The following is a 17392-nucleotide window of genomic DNA, read 5'->3' as shown; positions in this document are numbered from 1 at the left end:
CCCGGTCGCGTAACACGGGCGGCGCACTGTGGACGGCATGCAGAACTCCGCGACGCCCACGCACTGCCCGTACTGCGCCCTGCAGTGCGGGATGAATCTGACGCCGGCCGCCGACGGGAGTGTCGAGGTGACCGAGCGCGCGGACTTCCCGGTGAACCGGGGTGCGCTGTGCGGCAAGGGCCGCACCGCGCCGGCGGTGCTGTCGTCGCGGGTGCGGCTGACCTCCCCGCTGGTGCGCTCCGGCGACGGCACCCTGGTGCCGGCGACGTGGGACGAGGCGCTGGACCGGATCGCCGGGAACCTCGCCCGCACCCGTCAGGAGCACGGCGCGGACGCGCTCGGCGTGTTCGGCGGGGGCGGGCTGACCAACGAGAAGGCGTACGCGCTCGGCAAGTTCGCCCGGGTGGTGCTGGGCACCTCGCAGATCGACTACAACGGCCGGTTCTGCATGTCGTCGGCCGCGGCGGCCGGCACCAAGGCGTTCGGGCTCGACCGGGGGCTGCCGTTCCCGCTGGAGGACGTCCCGAGGACCGGGTGCGTGATCCTCGTCGGGTCGAACCTCGCGGAGACCATGCCGCCGTCGCTGCGGTTCTTCAGCGAGCTGAAGGCGAACGGCGGCACGCTGATCGTCGTCGACCCGCGCCGCACGAGGACCGCCGAGCAGGCCGACCTGCACCTCGCGCCCCGGCCCGGCACCGATCTGGCGCTCGCGCTGGGGCTGCTGCACCTGGTGGTCGCCGAGGGCCGGGTGGACGAGGCGTACGTCGAGGAGCGCACGTCCGGCTGGGAGGAGGCGCGGGCGGCGGCGATGGCGCACTGGCCGGAGCAGGTGGAGCGGATCACGGGGGTGTCCGTTCCCGAACTGCGGGAGGCGGTGCGGCTGTTCTGCGAGCCGGAGCACGCGATGGTGCTGACCGCGCGCGGACCCGAGCAGCAGGCCAAGGGCACGGACACGGTGGGCGCGTGGATCAACCTGTGCCTGGCGACCGGGCGGGTCGGGCGGCCCCTGTCGGGGTACGGCTGTCTGACCGGGCAGGGCAACGGGCAGGGCGGGCGCGAACACGGGCAGAAGGCCGACCAGTTGCCCGGCTACCGCAAGCTGACGGACCCGGCGGCGCGGCGGCACGTGGCCGGGGTGTGGGGGGTGGACCCGGACTCGCTGCCGGGGCCGGGGCGCAGCGCCTACGAGCTGCTGGACGCGCTCGGCACGGACATCAGGTCGCTGCTGCTGATGGGTTCCAACCCGGTGGTGTCGGCGCCGCGCGCGGCCCATGTCGAACAGCGGCTGCGGTCGCTGGACTTCCTGGCCGTGTGCGACGTGGTGCTCTCCGAGACGGCGGCCCTGGCCGACGTGGTGCTGCCGGTGACGCAGTGGGCGGAGGAGACGGGCACGACGACCAGCCTGGAGGGCAGGGTGCTGCTGCGGCGGCGCGCGATCACGCCGCCGGACGGGGTCCGCAGCGACCTTGAGGTGCTGCACGAACTGGCGGCCCGGCTCGGGGTGGAGAAGGGGTTCCCGACCGACGCGGAGGAGGTCTTCGAGGAGCTGCGCCGGGCGAGTGCGGGCGGGCTCGCGGACTACTCCGGGATCACCTACCGGCGGCTGGCGCAGGAGAACGGCGTTTTCTGGCCGTGTCCGGAGCAGGAGACGGGCGGGGCGGAACACCCGGGCACCCCGCGTCTCTTCCTCGACCGCTTCCCGACGGAGGACGGCCGGGCCCGGTTCGTCCCCGTCTCGCACCGGCCGAGCGGCGAGGAGCCGGACGACGAGTACCCGGTGCTGCTGACCACCGGGCGGGTCGTGGCGCAGTACCAGTCGGGTGCCCAGACCCGGCGCGTGGACGAGCTGAACGCCGCCGCTCCCGGTCCGTTCGTCGAACTGCACCCGCGGCTGGCGGCACGGCTGGGCGCGGCCGAGGGCGACCCGGTGGCCGTCGTCTCCCGCCGGGGCCGGGCCGTGGCGCCGGCCCGCATCACGACGGGCATCCGGCCCGACACCGTCTTCATGCCCTTCCACTGGCCGGGCGAGGGCCGCGCCAACACGCTGACCAACCCGGCCCTGGACCCCACCTCGCGGATGCCGGAGTTCAAGGTGTGCGCGGTGCGGGTGGAGGCGGTGACGCCGTAAGGGCCCGTCACCGCACGGGCCAGGTGCCGCCCTCGATCGGCTTCCCCCGGGCCCGCAGCCGGGCGGCGACGGCGGGGGCGGCGACGTACACCCAGGCGCGGACGGGCGCTGCGTCGGCGTCCCGTACGGCCGTCCTCGCCACGCGGTCGTACAGGTTGCGCGGGTCGCCCGGCACGTAGCCCTCCAGCCGGTCCAGGGCGGCGAGCAGGCCGTCGTACGCCTCGGGCAGGGCGGTGACGATCTCGCCGGCGACCACTCCCCCGGGCTCCTCCACGGCGTAGGGATAGCCGGGGCCCGCGTACAGGACGGCGCCGGTGAGGCGGGCCGGTTCCTCGGAGCGGGTGCGGCCGCGCAGGAAGAGGTCGTGGTTGGGGCCGCCGGGGCGCAGGGTGCCGTAGACGAAGAACGGGAGTCGCGCTGCTTCCACGGGGTCATTCTCCCGGTCGCCCTTCCCCCGGCCGCTCCCGTCATGTTCTCCCCTCATGATCTCCACCCGATGGCTATGGACATGACATGTCATGCTCCCCTAAATCTGGGCTCAGCATCAGCGCCACCCCCACGCACCCGAGGCGCTTCCCCACTCAAGGAGTCCGATGAGCCGAATACGGCACGTCCGGCGTTCCCGTCCGCTCACGGCCGGCATCGCCGCCGCCACCGCCGCCCTCCTGACGGCCGCACTCGTCCCCGCCGCCGAGGCGGCCGGCCGGCCGGCGTCCGCCGACGCCCTCGCCGACGCGTCGGCCGCCCTCGCGGAGCACGCCACGAGGCTGGGCCTGACACCGGCTCAGGACACGAAGGTCCGTGACGTCGTGACCGACGAGGACGGCACCCGGCACATCCGCTACGACCGCACCTACCGCGGACTCCCCGTGCTGGGCGGCGACTTCGTGGTCCACCTGTCCCCCGGCGGCGACTACCGCGGCGCGGACCGCGCGACCACGCGGCCGCTCTCCCTGCCGTCCGTCACCCCCAAGCTGCCGGCCCCGAAGGCCGCCGGCCTGGCCGCGGACGCCCTGCGCGCCGCCAACCCGGGCGAGTTGCTGAAGAGGCTCACCGCCAAGCCGCAGCTGGTCGTGGACGCCCTGCACGGCACCCCGAAGCTGGCCTGGCGCACCGACGCGGTCGCGCTGGACTCCCTCGGCAACCCGGTCGCGCGCACGGTGCTGACCGATGCCCGCACGGGCGCCCGGATCGACGCCTGGGACCGCATCGAGTCGGCGTCGGGCGACGGCAGGTCGCTGTACGGCGGGACGGTGCCGCTGGAGACGACGCAGTCGGGGCCGGCGTACCAGCTCAAGGACCCGACGCGCGGCGGCACGTACACCGGCGACGCGGCGAACGGGACCGACCTGTGCCTCCTCGGCATCTGCCTCAGCCGGGCGCCCTCGACGGTGTTCACGGACGCCGACAACCACTGGGGCACGGGGGCGGAGTCCGACCGTGCCACGGCCGCGGTGGACGCCCAGTACGGCACCGACGTGACGTGGGACTACTACGAGGACGTGCACGGACGCAGCGGCATCGCGGGCGACGGCAAGGGCTCGTACAACCGCGTGCACTACGGCACCCGGTACAACAACGCGTTCTGGGACGACAGTTGCTTCTGCATGACGTACGGCGACGGTGACGGGACGACGTTCGGCCCGCTGGTCTCGCTCGACGTCGCCGCGCACGAGATGACGCACGGCGTGACGTCGGCGACGGCGGCACTGACCTACTCCGGCGAGTCCGGCGGCCTGAACGAGGCCACCTCCGACATCTTCGGCACGCTGGTGGAGTGGTACGCCGGCAACTCCGCCGACACCGGTGACTACCTGATCGGCGAGAAGGTGGTCCGCTCCGGCTTCGGCCGGGGCGCCCTGCGCTACATGGACCGGCCGAGCCGGGACGGCGCCTCGGCGGACTGCTGGAGCAGTGCGGTGGGCAAGCTCGACGTCCACTACTCCTCCGGCGTCGCGAACCACTTCGCGTACCTGCTGGCGGAGGGCAGCGGCGCGAAGACCGTGGGCGCGGTGCACTACGACTCGCCCACCTGCGACGGCTCCTCGGTCTCCGGGATCGGCCGGGACAAGCTCGGCAGGATCTGGTACCGGGCGCTGACGGTCTACATGACGTCGTCCACGGACTACGCCGGCGCCCGCGCCGCGACCCTGAAGGCGGCCGGGGACCTGTACGGCACCGGCAGTACCGAGCACGCCGCGGTGGCCGCGGCGTGGAGCGCGGTGAACGTGGGCTGACCGCCCGCCGGGCGGGCCCGCCGCTCCGCCGCGGGCCCGCCCGGGGCTACACGTCGTCGTACGGGCGCTTCTCCTTCGCCTCCCGCAACGCCCGGCCCCACCAGACCAGTTGGTCCAGCATGGTCTTCGCCGCCGCGTCCGGGCCCGACGGGTCCGTGAGCCTGCCCTCGTCGTCGAAGGAGGCGCCCGCGTTGTGGAAGGAGACGGTGTCGCGGACCGTGACGGCGTGCAGTTCGGCGAAGACCTGACGGAGGTGCTCGGTGGCGCGCAGGCCGCCGGCGAGACCGCCGTAGGAGACGAGGGCGACCGGCTTGGCCCGCCACTCGGTGAAGTGCCAGTCGATGAGGTTCTTCAGCCCCGCCGGGAACGAGTGGTTGTACTCGGGCGTGAGGACGACGAAGGCGTCGGCGCCGGCCAGCTTCGGGGTGATCTCCGCCAGCGCGGCCCTCGCCTGCGGGGTCGGTTCGAAGGTCGTGGGCAGGTCGGCCGCGGCGACGTCCACGACCTCGGGGACGAGGTCGTCGTGGTCCCGGAGGCGGTCCAGGAGCCAGTCGGCGACGACGGGGCCGAAACGGCCGTGGCGGTTGCTGCCGATGAGCAGGGTCACACGCAGTGGTGCGGTCGCTGTGTTCATGCCGAGCAGACTGCTACCTCGACATTGGTTGAGGTCAAACCCCGGCCCCCGCGGAGCCGCCACGGAACCGCCGCGCGGGCGCCGCGGGGAGCCGGATCACCCGTTCACACCCGCGCCGCGCACCCTTCGGCGTCTTTTCCTCCCGAGACCCGCAGCCCTCCTGTGACCTGCACAAACGCCGCTCGGGGCAGAGAGGCGGGGCGGCGGGAGGACACCCGTTCATCGCATTCCTGACGAGTTTTCAGGAAGCGGGCCGGGCCCGGTGCGATTTACCTCGGTAGGGCTGGGGCCACCGAGAGCTCGAAGGAGCACCGATGCGACGTACCGCCTGCCTGCTGACCGGCACCGCGCTCGTCGGCGCCGCCGCGAGCCTCGTCGCCGCGGCGCCGGCGCACGGCGCCGACGGCGCGTCGGCCGCCGGCGGGCTTCGGGTGTACCCGTCCTCGGTCGTGCCGGGCGAGATCGCCTCGGTGAACACGGCGGCGTGCGGCGAGGACACGGCGACGGGCGACGCCAGCGCGGTGGGCGCGGGGCAGTTCGTCCTGGCGCCGAGCACGCACGAGGGCGAGGCGATCGGGCAGTTCACCGTGCCGCCGAGCGCGCAGCCGGGGACGTACGAGATGGTCGTCACCTGTGCCGAGAGCGGCCGGCGGATCACGGGCGATCTGATCGTCACACTGACGCACGCCCGGGGGCAGGTGCACCCCAGAGGAAGCGTGAAGACGGGGGTCGGCGGCGCCTTGGGCTCCGACCCCGTGCAGACCGCGGCCGGCGTGGCGGCTCTCGCCGTCGCCGCCGCGGGCGGTACCTGGCTCCTGCATCGCCGGGCGAGAGGCGACGGGATCTGACGGGCACCCTCCGCTGCCCGTCCGCCGGTACCGCACTTCCCCACCCCCTCCGGGTCCGATGCCCCTCGCGGCCCGGAGGGGGCCGGGGGCCTTCAGAGAGGGATCGTCATGCGCAAGGTCGGCAACACCGCGATAGCAACCGTCACCGGGGTCGCCCTGTGCTCCGGGGTGTGGCTGCTGAGCGGCGGCCCCGGGACGGGGTCCCCGCCGCAGCCCTCCGCCGCCGAGGCCCTCACCGGGCAGGCCGGCGAGGCGCCCGCCGCCCCGGCCCTGCCGCCGTCCCCGCCGGACCGCATCCGCATACCGGCGATCGGTGTGAACGCCCCGCTGACGGGCCTCGGCCTGACGAGGACGGGCAGCCTCGACGTCCCGCCCGCCGAGGAGAAGAACCTGGCCGGCTGGTACGAGGCCGGCACCACCCCCGGCGAGACGGGCACCGCGATCGTCGCCGGACACGTCGACAACACCGCCGGGCCCGCCGTCTTCTACCGGCTGGGCGCCCTGAAGAAGGGCGGCACGATCGAGGTCGACCGGCGCGACGGCGGGGTAGCGGTGTTCACCGTGGACGCGGTGGAGGTCTACGCCGCGAAGGACTTCCCCGACGAGAAGGTGTACGGGGCGGCCGCGCGGCCCGAGCTGCGGGTCATCACCTGCGGCGGCGGCTACTCACGCGGCACCGGCTACCAGGGGAACGTCGTCGTCTTCGCCCACCTGACCGGCAGCCGCTGAACCCCCGCCGTCCCCGATGACATGCGTCTTGCCCCACGCGCCGAGCGGCCCGAGCGCGTCATTGAGGGCGACTCCGCGCGGCGTCAGCGTGTACTCGACGCGCGGCGGCACCTCGGGGAACTCCTCGCGGTGCACGATGCCGTCGGCCTCCAGCTCCCGCAGCTGCGCGGCGAGCACCTTCTCGGTCACGCCCGGCAGTTCCCGGCGCAGCTCCCCGAAACGGAACGGCCGCTCGGCGAGCGCCCAGAGGATCAGCACCTTCCACTTCCCGCCGATCACGTCCATCGCCGCGTCCACCCCGCAGACGTACGCCCCCGGCCGCCGTACCGTTCCCATGCGCGACACCCCGTCCCTTCGCTGCCTGCACCCTTTCGCCGGGGTAACCACCCACTTGCAAGTGCGTACTTGAGCGGGCCGTCCCCCACGGCGAGTGTGAACATCATGACTGACAAGGCATCCCCCTCCCGTATTCCGCTCACCGTCCTCGGCGCCGGTGCCATGGGCGCCGCGCTCGTCCGCGCCTGGCTGGCCGCCGGCCATCCGGTCACCGTCTGGAACCGCACCCCCGCCCGCGCCGAGGCCCTGGCCGCCGAGGGCGCCGCGGTCGCCCGGACCGCCGCCGAGGCGGTGGCCGCGAGCCGCCTGGTGATCGTCTGCCTGCTCGACGACGCCTCGGTCGGCGAGGCCCTCGACGGGGCCGACCTGGCCGGCCGGGACCTGGTCAACCTCACCACCGGCACGCCCGCCCAGGGCCGTGCCCGGGCCGCGTGGGCGGCGGCGCGCGGGGCCCGGTTCGTGGACGCCGGGATCATGGCCGTACCTCCGATGATCGGGGACCCGGACTCCGGCGCGTACGTCTTCTACAGCGGCTCCTCGGCCCTCTTCGAGGAGCACCGGGACACCCTCGCCGTCCCGGCCGGCACCCACTGGGCCGGCGAGGACCCGGGCTTCGCGGCGCTGCACGACGTGGCGCTGCTGAGCGCGATGACCGGCATGTTCGCCGGTGTCCTGCACGCCTTCGCGCTGATCCGCGCGGAGGACATCGCCCCGAAGGACTTCGCGCCGCTGCTCTCCGGCTGGCTCACCGCGATGACGCCCGCCGTGCACAAGGCCGCCGAGCAGATCCAGAGCGGCGACTACGGCAAGGACGTCGTCTCCAACCTCGCGATGCAGGTGGCGGGCAACGCGACCCTGCTGCGGACGGCCGAGGAGCAGGGCGTGAGCGCGGAGCTGCTGGCGCCCTACATGGCCCTGACGGAACGCCGGCTCGCCGACGGGCACGGGGACGAGGACATCAGCGGGGTCGTGGAGCTGCTGGGCCGGCGGCACGGGCCGGGCGCCTAGGCGCCCGGGGGCGGCTGACCGAGGGCTCGGCGGCGTTCGTCGTCCGCTGCGCCCGTGACCGGCGAACCGCTAGTCTCCAAGCAGCCGGGGCGCGGGGCGTGAGCGCGCCGGGTCGGGGGGAGGGCGATGGCAGCCGAGGATCAGGAAGTGCTCCAGGACCGGTACTGGCTGGAGGACTGCTGGGAGGAGCACGGGGACTCGGTCTACTGGCAGGCCTTCGACTCCGCCGCCGGCAGCGAGGTGTTCATCCAGCAACTGCGCCCGCACACGGCCCCGTCACGCACCCACCGCAAGCCGGGCGGGGCCGGGGCGGACAAGGAGGCGGTGGGCGTCCCCGGGGACCTCGTCCGCCAGGTGGAACGGCTGGAGTCCCCGCGCAGCCCCCACGTGCTCGCCGTCCACGACGTGTTCGAACAGAAGGGCTCGTTGTGGGTCGTGATGGACCCGGTCCAGCCGTTCTCCCTGCACCAGCTGCTGGACGAGCAGGGACGGCTGGAGCGCGGGGACGCCGCCTACCTCGGGGTGGAGCTGGCCCAGGCCCTGGACGAGCTGCACTCGGCCGGGATCGCCCACGGGCAGGTGGACCCGCACAACGTGTTCTTCCGCGCCGACCGCTCCCTGGCCGTGGCGGGGTACGGGCTCAGGCCCGGCCCGGACGAGGACCGGGGGCCGTGGGTACGGCCCTGGCAGCCCGGCTCCCGCTACACCGCGCCCGAGCTGGCCTCCGGCAAGGCCACGTCCCCGCCGGTGCCCACCGCTTCCGGGGACCTGTGGGCAATGGGCATGATCCTCCACCGGATCCTGGCGGGCACCGGGCTGCTGTACGGCCCCCTGCGGCGGTTCCGCGCGGTCCGGAAGGTCCACGACGCCCGGCCCCCGCGGATCCGCGGCGAGCACGAGCTGAACGCGCTGCTGGAGCTGCTGCTGTCCCGGCACCCCGGCGCCCGTGCCTCGGCGGGCCCGGCACTGGTCACGCTGCGCCGGATCGCCGAGGCCCACGAACCGCTGGCGGGCGGGCACTGGGCCGTGCCCAACAGGAAGCCGCGCAGTCTCTGGGACCGGCTGGAGGCCGCGCTGATCCAGTTGTTCACCACGGTCACCAGCCGGGTGGTGACGGCCTTCCTGACCGGCGTGCTGGTCACGTACTTCGGCCTGCACCTGGTCGACCGGTCCTCCGGCCCGGACGCCGAGTCCGCGGTCCTGTCCTCCCTGGTCTTCGGGCTGGCCTCGGGTTCCGTCCTGGTGGCGGGCAAGGCCGTGTGGCACTGCCTGGCGCTGCTGCCACGGGCCCGGCGCCGCCGGGGTGACCCGGGCGCTCCGCCATCCGCCGGTCCGCCGGACCGCCTCCCGGAGGGCGCTCGCGCGGCCGGCGCACCGGCGGCCCCGCCCGCTGTCCCCGGCGCCTCCCCCGAGGCACCTCTGCCCGCGCCGCCCGGAGTGCCGGCGTGCACGCCCCGCCTGGTCCTGCGGGACGGGCCCACCCGGGTGGGCCGGCCCATGCTGCTCGAATTCGCCCTGGACGTGCCCGAGGGGCACCCGTGGTTCCGGGCGCCGGGGGACGACCGGGAGCCCGCCGAGCTGATGCTGGTGGCCTCCGCGCGGTCCGCCGACGCCACCGTGACGCCCCCGTGCACCGGCTACCGCGTCCAGGACGGCTCGTCCGGCCCCGCCGCGTTCACCTTCACGGCCCACACCCCCGGAAGCCACCGGCTCCGCCTCACCGTCTACGACCGGGCGCACGGCGTCGTCCTCCAGGAACTGAGCGCCACCCTGGTCACCGCAGAGCCCGCCCTCGTCGGCTCCGCACCACAGCGAGGACCGGAGTCGTAACCCTTGGACCACCAGATCGACCTGATCACCGAGCAGGACCCGAGCCGCGGCTACCGGCTGCTCCCGGAGGCCCCCGCCTGCGCACCCCGGGAGCTGACGGTCACGCTGCGCAGTCCCGCGAGGGACGTCGTCCTGATCTCCATGTGGAGCGAGACGGGGCTGCTCCCCCAGCCCCGCGGGGCCTCCCACCACGCCCGGCTGGCCATCGGCGCGGACGAGATCTCCTCGCTCTCGGCCCGGCTCATATCCCGCTGGCAGCAGTTCGTCCAGTTCGAGCCGGTGTCCGGATCGAACCGCCTGCGTGAGAAGAAGCCGTACCTCCGCAACGCCGACCTCACCGGCCGCCCGCAGTCCGAACTGCTGGCGCGGGTGAGCGAACTGGCCCGGGAGGGGGCGTACCTGCTCGGGGAACTGCTCGCCGGGGAGGAGCGTGAGCTGGTGCGCTTCCGCGGCCACCTGCTGGGCGTCCTGGAGCGCGAGGACCTGCGTATCCGGTTCGACTCCGACCTGGGCGTGCCCTGGCCCATGCTGGCCGTCGGGTACGAGAAGCTGCTGGCGGGCGGCCGTGCGACCGGTGACCCGTTCCGGCTGTTCCTCGGTCACCGGCACCAGATCGAGTCGACCTCGGGGGCGTACGCCGACTACTGGTGGGTGTCCGACCGCGGTCGCGCCGCCGGCAGCGCGAACCTGGACTCGGACCTGAGGAACGTCCCGCTCGCCGCCGACGTGGTCAAACTCCTCGACAGCCGCCTGGAGCTGACCGAGCGGCACTTCAGTCACGAACTCCTCCCGGACCTGGCCCGGCCGGTCCTCGACGAGGACGTGATGTATTTCTTCTGCCACGGCTCGTACGAGGAGCACGGCGGCCGTACGTGGCACGCGCTGCGGCTGAGCGACGAACTGCCCATCGACGCGCCGCTGGTGGACGGGTACCGCAAGCCGCACACCGAGGCGGCGGTCCGGCGGGGCGCGGTGGCCCTGTTCCACCCGCTGGTGGTCCTCAACACCTGTTTCGCCGGGGCCCCGGCCACCACGGGCTTCACCAGCCTGTCCGCCGCCTTCGTCAGGCACGGCGCCCTCGGGGTGCTGGCCCCGCAGATCGCCATGCCCCAGGTGTTCGGCGCCGAGTTCGCCCTCCGCTTCCTCACCTGTTACCTGGACGAGGGACTGACCGCGGGTCTCGCCCTGCTGGAGACCGTGCGGTGGTTCGCCGCCACCTACCGGAACCCACTGGCGCTGGCCTACGGCCTGGTCTGCGGGCTGGACAGCCGCGTCGCCACGTCACCGCAGGAAGGAACGACCGGTTCATGACCCCGTCCCCGAGGACCCGGCGCCTGTTCCGCCGGCCCACCCGTCGCCCGTCGGCCGTCCCGCCGGCCGTCCCGCCGGACGACGGCATCGTCACCGTCGACCTGGACACCGACGGCTGGCTGCTGCACGACGAGACCGGGGAACCGGTCCGCGCCGACCGTCTGAAGCGCCATCTGGCGGACCGGCTGACCCCGCCCAGGTGGGCCACCGACATCCTGGTGTACGTGCACGGCTGGCAGACGGGCCCGGCCGCGGCGGTGCGCAACGCCCGGCGGCTGCTGGGCCTGATGGAACGCCAGCGGACGGCCCGCGCGGCCCTCTACCCGCGGCTGCGGGCGGGCTTCGCGCCGTGGACCGTGGTGGTGCGCTGGCCGTCCTCCTCGCCGCTCAGCAGGGGCGGGTACGAGCGGATCCGGGAACGGGCGCACGCGATGAGCACCGGTGAGGAGGGCTACGCCCCGCACGTCCTGGGTCATCTGCTCGGCTATCTGCACGCCGAGCGCGGCGACCCTGCGGAGGGCACCCTGCGGACCAGGGGCGGTCAGTACCTGCATCTGGTCGGGCACTCCTTCGGCGGGCGCTTCCTGTGCGAGGCGGTGACCTGGGCCGCGGAGGCGGAGGCCGAGCGCGGCGGGTCGCTGGGGTGGAGCACCGCGGCCCACCCCTCGCTGCCCTTCACGGTGGACTCGCTGACGGTGTTCCAGATGGCGGCGCCGCGGACCGCGTTCGACACGGTCTTCCACCGGCTGCGGCCCGGGCCCCTCGGGCACGCCTCCCCCGTGGGCGGGCCCTTGGTGTTCACCCACTCCCGGTACGACCGGGCCACCGGTTTCTGGCACCTGCTGGGTGAGAAGGCCCCGGGGATCGGGCACTCGGGGATGCGGCTGTCGGCCACTCCTGCGCCCGGGCTCGCTCCGCACGACGTCTGGTCGACCCGGCTGCTGCGGGCCGACACCCCGTACCCGCTGCGGTCGCTGGACCACACCTTCGTCAACGTCGACGCGAGCTGGCGGTACCGCAGCAGCCGGCTCAACCCGGTGGGCGCCCACTCCGACTACTACCACCCGGAGTCGGCGCACCTGCTGCTCAGCCTGGCGGAACACTCCCGCCCGGACCCGGAGTGACACCCGGGCCGCCGCCTGCTCGCGGCTGGCGCTCCTAGGCCAGCCACTGCTCGTAGGCCATGTTCGCCACCAGCGCGAAGACGACCGTCAGCAGGACCACGCGGACGAAGCCGCTGCCCCTCTTCAGGGCCGTTCGGGCGCCCAGCGTGCCGCCCGCCAGGTTGAACACGGCCATCAGGGCGGCCAGCTGCCACAGCACGGCGCCCTGCCAGGCGAACATGGCGAGGGCGCCCGCGTTGGTGCAGCAGTTGACGATCTTGGCGGTGGCGGAGGCGGTCACCAGGTCCAGGTGGAGGACGGCGGTGAGCGCCAGCACCAGGAAGGTGCCGGTGCCGGGGCCGATGAAACCGTCGTAGAAGCCGATGCCGATGCCGGCCAGGCCGATCGCGGCGAGGATCTGGCGGCGGGTGGCCGGCCCGGCGGCGGGGGCGGTGCCGAAGGCGGGGCGCAGGATCACGAAGGCCGCGACGGCGAGCAGCACCACCATGATCACCGGCTTGAGGACGTCCGTGCTCATCCCGGCCGCGAAGAAGGCCCCGGCCGACGATCCGGCGAGGGCGGCCAGCCCGATCCGCACGGCGGTGCCGACGTCGACCGGTGCCTTGCGGGCGTACGTCACCGCCGCGCCCGTCGTGCCGACGATGGCGACCGCCTTGTTGGTGCCCAGCGCGTGCGCGGCCGGGGTGCCGGCGGGCAGCCCGAGCAGGAGCACCGGCAGCAGCAGGAGCCCGCCCCCGCCGACCACGGCGTCGATCCAGCCGGCCGCGAGGGCCGCGAGGCAGAGCAGGACGACCATGGTCAGCGATATGTCGGGCATGATCAGGACCCTAAGGAGGGAATGGATGTGCCGTCCATCGAGATGAGGGTCTTCTGAGGTTCGGGGGCTGCACCGCCGCCCTCACACCCGTCCCCCGGCCCCGCTGAGGGCAGCGTTCCCGGTGGGAAACAGACGTGATGCCACCGGGTAACACCCGCACCGCACGCTCGGTGCCATGACCTCGAATACGCGTGTGGTGGTGATCGGCGCCGGCCTCGCGGGCGTGACGCTCGCCCGGCGGCTCGGTGAGCTCGGCACGCCCGCGCTGGTCGTCGGCGACGAGGAGCACCGCCCGTACAACCGGGTGCTGCTCGCCGAGGTGCTGGCCGGGCGGTACGGCCCCGAGGTGACCGCCCTGCCGGCGCCCGCGGAGCTGGCCCGCGCGCGGGTCACCGGCATCGACCGCACCGGGCGGACCGTCCTGTGCGCCGACGGCTCGGTGATCGCATACGACACGCTGGTCCTCGCCACCGGCTCCAACGCCGTGCTGCCCCCGCTGCGCGGCCTGTTCACCGCCGGCCGCGAACTGCCCGAGGGCGTGCACGCGTTCCGCACCATGGACGACTGCCTGGCCCTGTCCAAGGCGGTGCGGCCGGGGGTGCGGGCGGTCGTCGTCGGCGGCGGACTGCTCGGCGTGTCCGCCGCCCGCGCGCTCGCGGTGCGCGGCGCGCAGGTCGTCCTCGCCCAGCAGTCCGAGCGGCTCATGGAACGCCAGCTCGACCCCGCCGCCTCCGCTCTCGTCCGGCGCCATCTGGAGGACCTGGGCGTGGAGGTGCACACCGAGTGCCGGGTGCGGGACGTGCGCTCGGTCGGCGGCGCGGTGCGCTCGGTGGAGATGGCCGACGGATACGCCCTCGGCGCCGACCTCGTGGTCCTGGCCTGCGGCGTCCGCCCGCGCACCGGCCTGGCCGAGGCGGCCGGTCTCGAGGTCCGCAAGGGCGTCGTCGTCGACGACGAGCTGCGCACCAGCGACCCGCACATCCACGCCGTCGGCGACTGCGTCCAGCACGCCGGCACGGTGTACGGGCTGGCCGCCCCGGCCCTCGAACAGGCCGGCGCGCTCGCCGCGCTGCTGGCCGGGGACACCGCCGCCCGCTACACCGGCACCCGGTCCCTGACCCGCCTCACCCTCACCGGGCCCGACAGCCCCTTCGACCTGGCCGCGTTCGGCGAGACCGAACCCCGCCCCGGCGACGACGTCGTGCAGCTCGCCGACGCCACCCGGGGCACCTACCGCAAGGTCGTCGTCCGCGACGACCGGCTGGTCGGCGGGGTCCTGGTCGGCGAACTCGGCACCGTCGGCGCGCTCGCCCGCGCCTGGGAGGGAGCAGAGCCGCTCCCGTCCGACGGCGGCCCCCTGCTCCACCTGCTCACCAACGACGGAGGCTCCTGATGACCGCCAACCCGGGTGGCACCCCCACGATCGTGCTCGTCGGCCACGGCATGGTCGGCCAGCGCTTCCTCGAAGCGCTCGCCGAGCGCGGCCTGACCGCCACGCACCGCGTGGTCGTGCTGTGCGAGGAGCCGCGCCCCGCCTACGACCGCGTGCAGCTCACCTCGTACTTCTCGGGCCGGACGCCCGAGGACCTGTCGATGACGGACATGGAGTTCATCGACGGGCACGGCATCGAGCTGCACGTCGGTGACCCGGCCGAGACGGTCGACCGCGAGGCCCGCACGGTGACCGCCCGCTCGGGCCTGGTCGTCGGCTACGACATCCTGGTGCTGGCCACCGGCTCCTACCCGTTCGTCCCGCCGGTCCCCGGCAAGGACGCCACCGGCTGCTTCGTCTACCGCACGATCGAGGACCTGCTCGCCATCGAGGAGTACGCCCGGAAGGCGACGACCGGTGCGGTGGTCGGCGGCGGGCTGCTCGGCCTGGAGGCCGCGGGCGCGCTGAAGGGCCTCGGACTGACCTCCCACATCGTGGAGTTCGCGCCCCGGCTGATGCCCGTCCAGGTCGACGAGGGCGGCGGCGCGGCGCTGCTGCGCACCATCGAGGACATGGGCCTGTCCGTCCACACCGGCGTCGGCACGCAGGAGATCGTGGTCGGCGAGGACGGCGCCGTCACCGGCATGAAGCTGTCCGACGGCTCCGAACTCGTCACCGACCTGGTGGTGTTCAGCGCCGGTGTCCGTCCCCGCGACCAGCTCGCCCGGGACTGCGGTCTCGCGGTCGGCGAGCGCGGCGGCATCAGCGTCGACGAGCAGTGCCGCACGGTCACCGACCCGCACGTGTTCGCGATCGGCGAGTGCGCGCTGGCGGCGGACGGACGGGTCTACGGCCTGGTGGCGCCGGGCTACGAGCAGGCCGAGACGGCGGCGGCCACCATCGCGTCCGACGAGGCCGCGTTCACCGGCGCCGACCTGTCCACCAAGCTGAAGCTGCTCGGCGTGGACGTGGCGTCCTTCGGCGACGCGCACGGCACCGCCGAGGACTGCCTGGACGTCGTGTACTCCGACTCCCGCGCCGGCCTGTACAAGAAGCTGGTCATCGGCCGCGACGGCACGCTGCTCGGCGGCATCCTGGTCGGCGACGCGGAGGCGTACGGCACGCTGCGCGCGCTCACCGGCTCGGTGCCGCCCGTCGCGCCGGAGTCCCTCGTCCTGCCGGCCGGTGCCGGGGCGCCGGCCCAGCTCGGGCCCTCCGCGCTCCCCGACGACGCGGTCATCTGCTCCTGCCACAACGTCACCAAGGGCACGATCCGCGGCGCGGTCACCGACCACCAGTGCACCACCGTGCCCGAGGTGAAGAAGTGCACCAAGGCCGGCACCGGCTGCGGCTCCTGCGTCAAGGTGCTCGGACAGCTGGTCACCGCCGAGCTGGAGGCGAGCGGCGTCGAGGTCGACAAGGGCCTGTGCGGCTGCTTCGCCCAGACCCGCGAGGAGCTGTACGAGATCGTCCTCGCCCTGCGCATCACCTCCTACCAGGAGCTGCTGGACCGGCACGGCCGCGAGGAGGCCCGGGGCGGCGACGGCTGCGAGGTCTGCAAGCCGGCGGTCGGCTCGATCATCGCCTCCCTCGCCCCGTCGATCGGCGCGAGCGGCTACGTCCTGGAGGGCGAGCAGGCGGCGCTGCAGGACACCAACGACCACTTCCTGGCCAACCTGCAGAAGAACGGCTCGTACTCGGTCGTGCCCCGCATCCCCGGCGGCGAGATCGCCCCGGAGAAGCTGATCGTGATCGGGGAGATCGCCCGCGACTTCGGCCTCTACACGAAGATCACCGGCGGTCAGCGCATCGACATGTTCGGCGCCCGCGTCGAGCAGCTGCCGCTGATCTGGGCCCGGCTGGTGGACGCCGGCTTCGAGTCCGGGCACGCGTACGGCAAGTCGCTGCGCACGGTGAAGTCCTGTGTGGGGCAGACCTGGTGCCGGTACGGCGTCCAGGACTCCGTGCGCATGGCGATCGACCTGGAGCTGCGCTACCGGGGCCTGCGCTCCCCGCACAAGCTGAAGTCGGCGGTCTCCGGGTGCGCCCGCGAGTGCGCCGAGGCCCAGTCGAAGGACTTCGGCGTGATCGCCACGTCCAACGGCTGGAACCTGTACGTCGGCGGCAACGGCGGCGCCACCCCGCGCCACGCGGACCTGCTCGCGCAGGACCTGTCCGACGCCGAACTGGTCCGCCTGATCGACCGGTTCCTGATGTTCTACATCCGCACCGCCGACAAGCTGGAGCGCACCTCCACCTGGCTGGAGCGGATCCCCGGCGGCCTGGACCACGTACGGGACGTCGTCGTGCACGACTCGCTCGGCATCTGCGACGAGCTGGAGTCCCTGATGGCCGCCCACGTCTCCCACTACCGCGACGAGTGGGCCGAGACGATCAACGACCCCGAGAAGCTGGCCCGGTTCGTGTCCTTCGTGAACGCCCCGGACACCCCCGACCCGGTCGTCGGCTTCGTGCCCGAACGCGACCAGATGAAGCCCGACCTGCCGCTGCTGACCATCGGCATGCGGCGCACCGAGGAAGACGTCCTGGAAGGAAGCGCCCAGCGATGACCCTGGCACCCGAGACGACCGACCTGAAGGTACGCCTGCGGCTGGCCGACGGCTGGTTCACGGCCTGCGACCTCGGCGCCCTGCTCCCGGGCCGCGGCGTGGCGGCCCTGCTGCCGGACGGCCGCCAGGCGGCCCTGTTCCGCGACCGGGCCGGCTCGCTGTACGCCATCGACAACCGGGACCCGTTCACCGGCGCGGCGGTCCTCTCCCGCGGCCTGACCGGCACCCACCGGGGCCGCCCGTTCGTCGCCTCCCCGCTGCTCAAGCAGCGCTTCGACCTGGCGACCGGTCAGTGCCTGGACGACGAGGAGGTGCGGGTGGCGACGTACGAGGTGAAGGCCGTCTGACCCGGTTTCTTGACTGGTCGTTTCAGAACGCCCTAGGCTGC

The 17392-nt window shown here is 73.8% G+C and carries 15 protein-coding genes; 11 read left to right on the top strand and 4 right to left on the bottom strand.

From position 1 onward, the window contains the following. Window positions 1–37 precede the first annotated feature (37 nt). Window positions 38–2128, top strand: a complete 2091-nt coding sequence (locus tag H0H10_RS39415; protein ID WP_188186050.1) for a molybdopterin oxidoreductase family protein — start codon at window positions 38–40, stop codon at window positions 2126–2128. A gap of 7 nt (window positions 2129–2135) precedes the next feature. Here the strand turns inward: H0H10_RS39415 and H0H10_RS39410 are convergent, their stop codons facing one another. After that, a complete protein-coding gene (locus tag H0H10_RS39410; RefSeq protein ID WP_309142014.1) occupies window positions 2136–2555 on the bottom strand; it encodes a gamma-glutamylcyclotransferase family protein in 420 nt (139 codons plus the stop codon). A gap of 166 nt (window positions 2556–2721) precedes the next feature. Between H0H10_RS39410 and H0H10_RS39405 the strand changes: the two genes are divergently transcribed. Next, window positions 2722–4365 (top strand): M4 family metallopeptidase, encoded by a 1644-nt coding sequence (locus H0H10_RS39405; RefSeq protein WP_188186048.1) that lies wholly within the window; start codon window positions 2722–2724, stop codon window positions 4363–4365. A gap of 46 nt (window positions 4366–4411) precedes the next feature. Here the strand turns inward: H0H10_RS39405 and H0H10_RS39400 are convergent, their stop codons facing one another. Beyond that, window positions 4412–4999: an NADPH-dependent FMN reductase gene (locus H0H10_RS39400; RefSeq protein ID WP_188186047.1), complete on the bottom strand. Its 588-nt coding sequence runs from the start codon at window positions 4997–4999 to the stop codon at window positions 4412–4414. Between the two features lie 314 nt (window positions 5000–5313). On the opposite strand from H0H10_RS39400, the gene H0H10_RS39395 reads away from it, so the two are divergent. Further along, a complete protein-coding gene (locus H0H10_RS39395) occupies window positions 5314–5847 on the top strand; it encodes a GVDTG sorting domain-containing protein (protein WP_188186046.1) in 534 nt (177 codons plus the stop codon). 108 nt (window positions 5848–5955) lie between these two features. Next, window positions 5956–6576, top strand: a complete 621-nt coding sequence (locus tag H0H10_RS39390; protein WP_188186045.1) for a class F sortase — start codon at window positions 5956–5958, stop codon at window positions 6574–6576. Here the strand turns inward: H0H10_RS39390 and H0H10_RS39385 are convergent. After that, window positions 6514–6912, bottom strand: a complete 399-nt coding sequence (locus H0H10_RS39385; RefSeq protein WP_188186044.1) for a winged helix-turn-helix transcriptional regulator — start codon at window positions 6910–6912, stop codon at window positions 6514–6516. The genes H0H10_RS39390 and H0H10_RS39385 overlap by 63 nt on opposite strands. 105 nt (window positions 6913–7017) lie before the next feature. Here H0H10_RS39385 and H0H10_RS39380 point away from each other — a divergent pair, with 105 nt between their 5' ends. From H0H10_RS39380 to H0H10_RS39365, 4 genes are all read left to right on the top strand, one after another. Then, entirely contained in the window at window positions 7018–7920 is a 903-nt protein-coding gene (locus H0H10_RS39380; RefSeq protein ID WP_188186043.1) for an NAD(P)-dependent oxidoreductase, read from the top strand. Between the two features lie 126 nt (window positions 7921–8046). After that, window positions 8047–9750 carry a serine/threonine protein kinase gene (locus H0H10_RS39375; protein ID WP_188186042.1) on the top strand — a complete coding sequence of 568 codons (1704 nt, stop codon included), beginning with the start codon at window positions 8047–8049 and terminating at the stop codon, window positions 9748–9750. Window positions 9751–9753: 3 nt separating this feature from the next. Continuing rightward, window positions 9754–11061 carry a hypothetical protein gene (locus tag H0H10_RS39370; RefSeq protein WP_188186041.1) on the top strand — a complete coding sequence of 436 codons (1308 nt, stop codon included), beginning with the start codon at window positions 9754–9756 and terminating at the stop codon, window positions 11059–11061. Further along, window positions 11058–12185: a hypothetical protein gene (locus H0H10_RS39365; RefSeq protein WP_223181097.1), complete on the top strand. Its 1128-nt coding sequence runs from the start codon at window positions 11058–11060 to the stop codon at window positions 12183–12185. Before H0H10_RS39370 ends, H0H10_RS39365 begins: the two co-directional genes overlap by 4 nt. A gap of 34 nt (window positions 12186–12219) precedes the next feature. Here H0H10_RS39365 and H0H10_RS39360 read toward each other — a convergent pair whose 3' ends face one another. Then, window positions 12220–13002, bottom strand: coding sequence for a sulfite exporter TauE/SafE family protein (locus tag H0H10_RS39360; protein WP_188186040.1), 783 nt, complete (start codon window positions 13000–13002; stop codon window positions 12220–12222). A gap of 175 nt (window positions 13003–13177) precedes the next feature. On the opposite strand from H0H10_RS39360, the gene H0H10_RS39355 reads away from it, so the two are divergent. Genes H0H10_RS39355 through nirD form a run of 3 tightly spaced genes read left to right on the top strand, consistent with a single transcriptional unit; the run spans window position 13178 to window position 17351 of the window. After that, complete coding sequence (locus tag H0H10_RS39355) at window positions 13178–14395, top strand: NAD(P)/FAD-dependent oxidoreductase (protein WP_188186039.1); 1218 nt, start codon at window positions 13178–13180, stop codon at window positions 14393–14395. Beyond that, window positions 14395–17004, top strand: coding sequence for a nitrite reductase large subunit NirB (nirB, locus tag H0H10_RS39350; protein WP_188186038.1), 2610 nt, complete (start codon window positions 14395–14397; stop codon window positions 17002–17004). Before H0H10_RS39355 ends, nirB begins: the two co-directional genes overlap by 1 nt. After that, window positions 17001–17351 (top strand): nitrite reductase small subunit NirD, encoded by a 351-nt coding sequence (nirD, locus tag H0H10_RS39345; RefSeq protein ID WP_188186037.1) that lies wholly within the window; start codon window positions 17001–17003, stop codon window positions 17349–17351. The genes nirB and nirD overlap by 4 nt, the downstream gene beginning before the upstream one ends. Window positions 17352–17392 lie beyond the last annotated feature (41 nt).

The sequence above is a fragment of the Streptomyces griseicoloratus genome, from assembly GCF_014534645.1.
In the GTDB taxonomy this organism is placed as follows: Bacteria; Actinomycetota; Actinomycetes; order Streptomycetales; family Streptomycetaceae; genus Streptomyces; species Streptomyces griseicoloratus.
Note: the sequence above shows the minus strand (reverse complement) of the source record. Positions and strands in the feature narration are given on the sequence as shown.

Coding starts and splice junctions, on each gene's coding strand:
- H0H10_RS39415 (WP_188186050.1), top strand. CDS start 38: ATGCAGAACTCCGCGACGCCCACGCACTGCCCGTACTGCGCCCTGCAG.
- H0H10_RS39405 (WP_188186048.1), top strand. CDS start 2,722: ATGAGCCGAATACGGCACGTCCGGCGTTCCCGTCCGCTCACGGCCGGC.
- H0H10_RS39400 (WP_188186047.1), bottom strand. CDS start 4,999: ATGAACACAGCGACCGCACCACTGCGTGTGACCCTGCTCATCGGCAGC.
- H0H10_RS39395 (WP_188186046.1), top strand. CDS start 5,314: ATGCGACGTACCGCCTGCCTGCTGACCGGCACCGCGCTCGTCGGCGCC.
- H0H10_RS39390 (WP_188186045.1), top strand. CDS start 5,956: ATGCGCAAGGTCGGCAACACCGCGATAGCAACCGTCACCGGGGTCGCC.
- H0H10_RS39385 (WP_188186044.1), bottom strand. CDS start 6,912: ATGGGAACGGTACGGCGGCCGGGGGCGTACGTCTGCGGGGTGGACGCG.
- H0H10_RS39380 (WP_188186043.1), top strand. CDS start 7,018: ATGACTGACAAGGCATCCCCCTCCCGTATTCCGCTCACCGTCCTCGGC.
- H0H10_RS39375 (WP_188186042.1), top strand. CDS start 8,047: ATGGCAGCCGAGGATCAGGAAGTGCTCCAGGACCGGTACTGGCTGGAG.
- H0H10_RS39365 (WP_223181097.1), top strand. CDS start 11,058: ATGACCCCGTCCCCGAGGACCCGGCGCCTGTTCCGCCGGCCCACCCGT.
- H0H10_RS39360 (WP_188186040.1), bottom strand. CDS start 13,002: ATGCCCGACATATCGCTGACCATGGTCGTCCTGCTCTGCCTCGCGGCC.
- H0H10_RS39355 (WP_188186039.1), top strand. CDS start 13,178: ATGACCTCGAATACGCGTGTGGTGGTGATCGGCGCCGGCCTCGCGGGC.
- nirB (WP_188186038.1), top strand. CDS start 14,395: ATGACCGCCAACCCGGGTGGCACCCCCACGATCGTGCTCGTCGGCCAC.
- nirD (WP_188186037.1), top strand. CDS start 17,001: ATGACCCTGGCACCCGAGACGACCGACCTGAAGGTACGCCTGCGGCTG.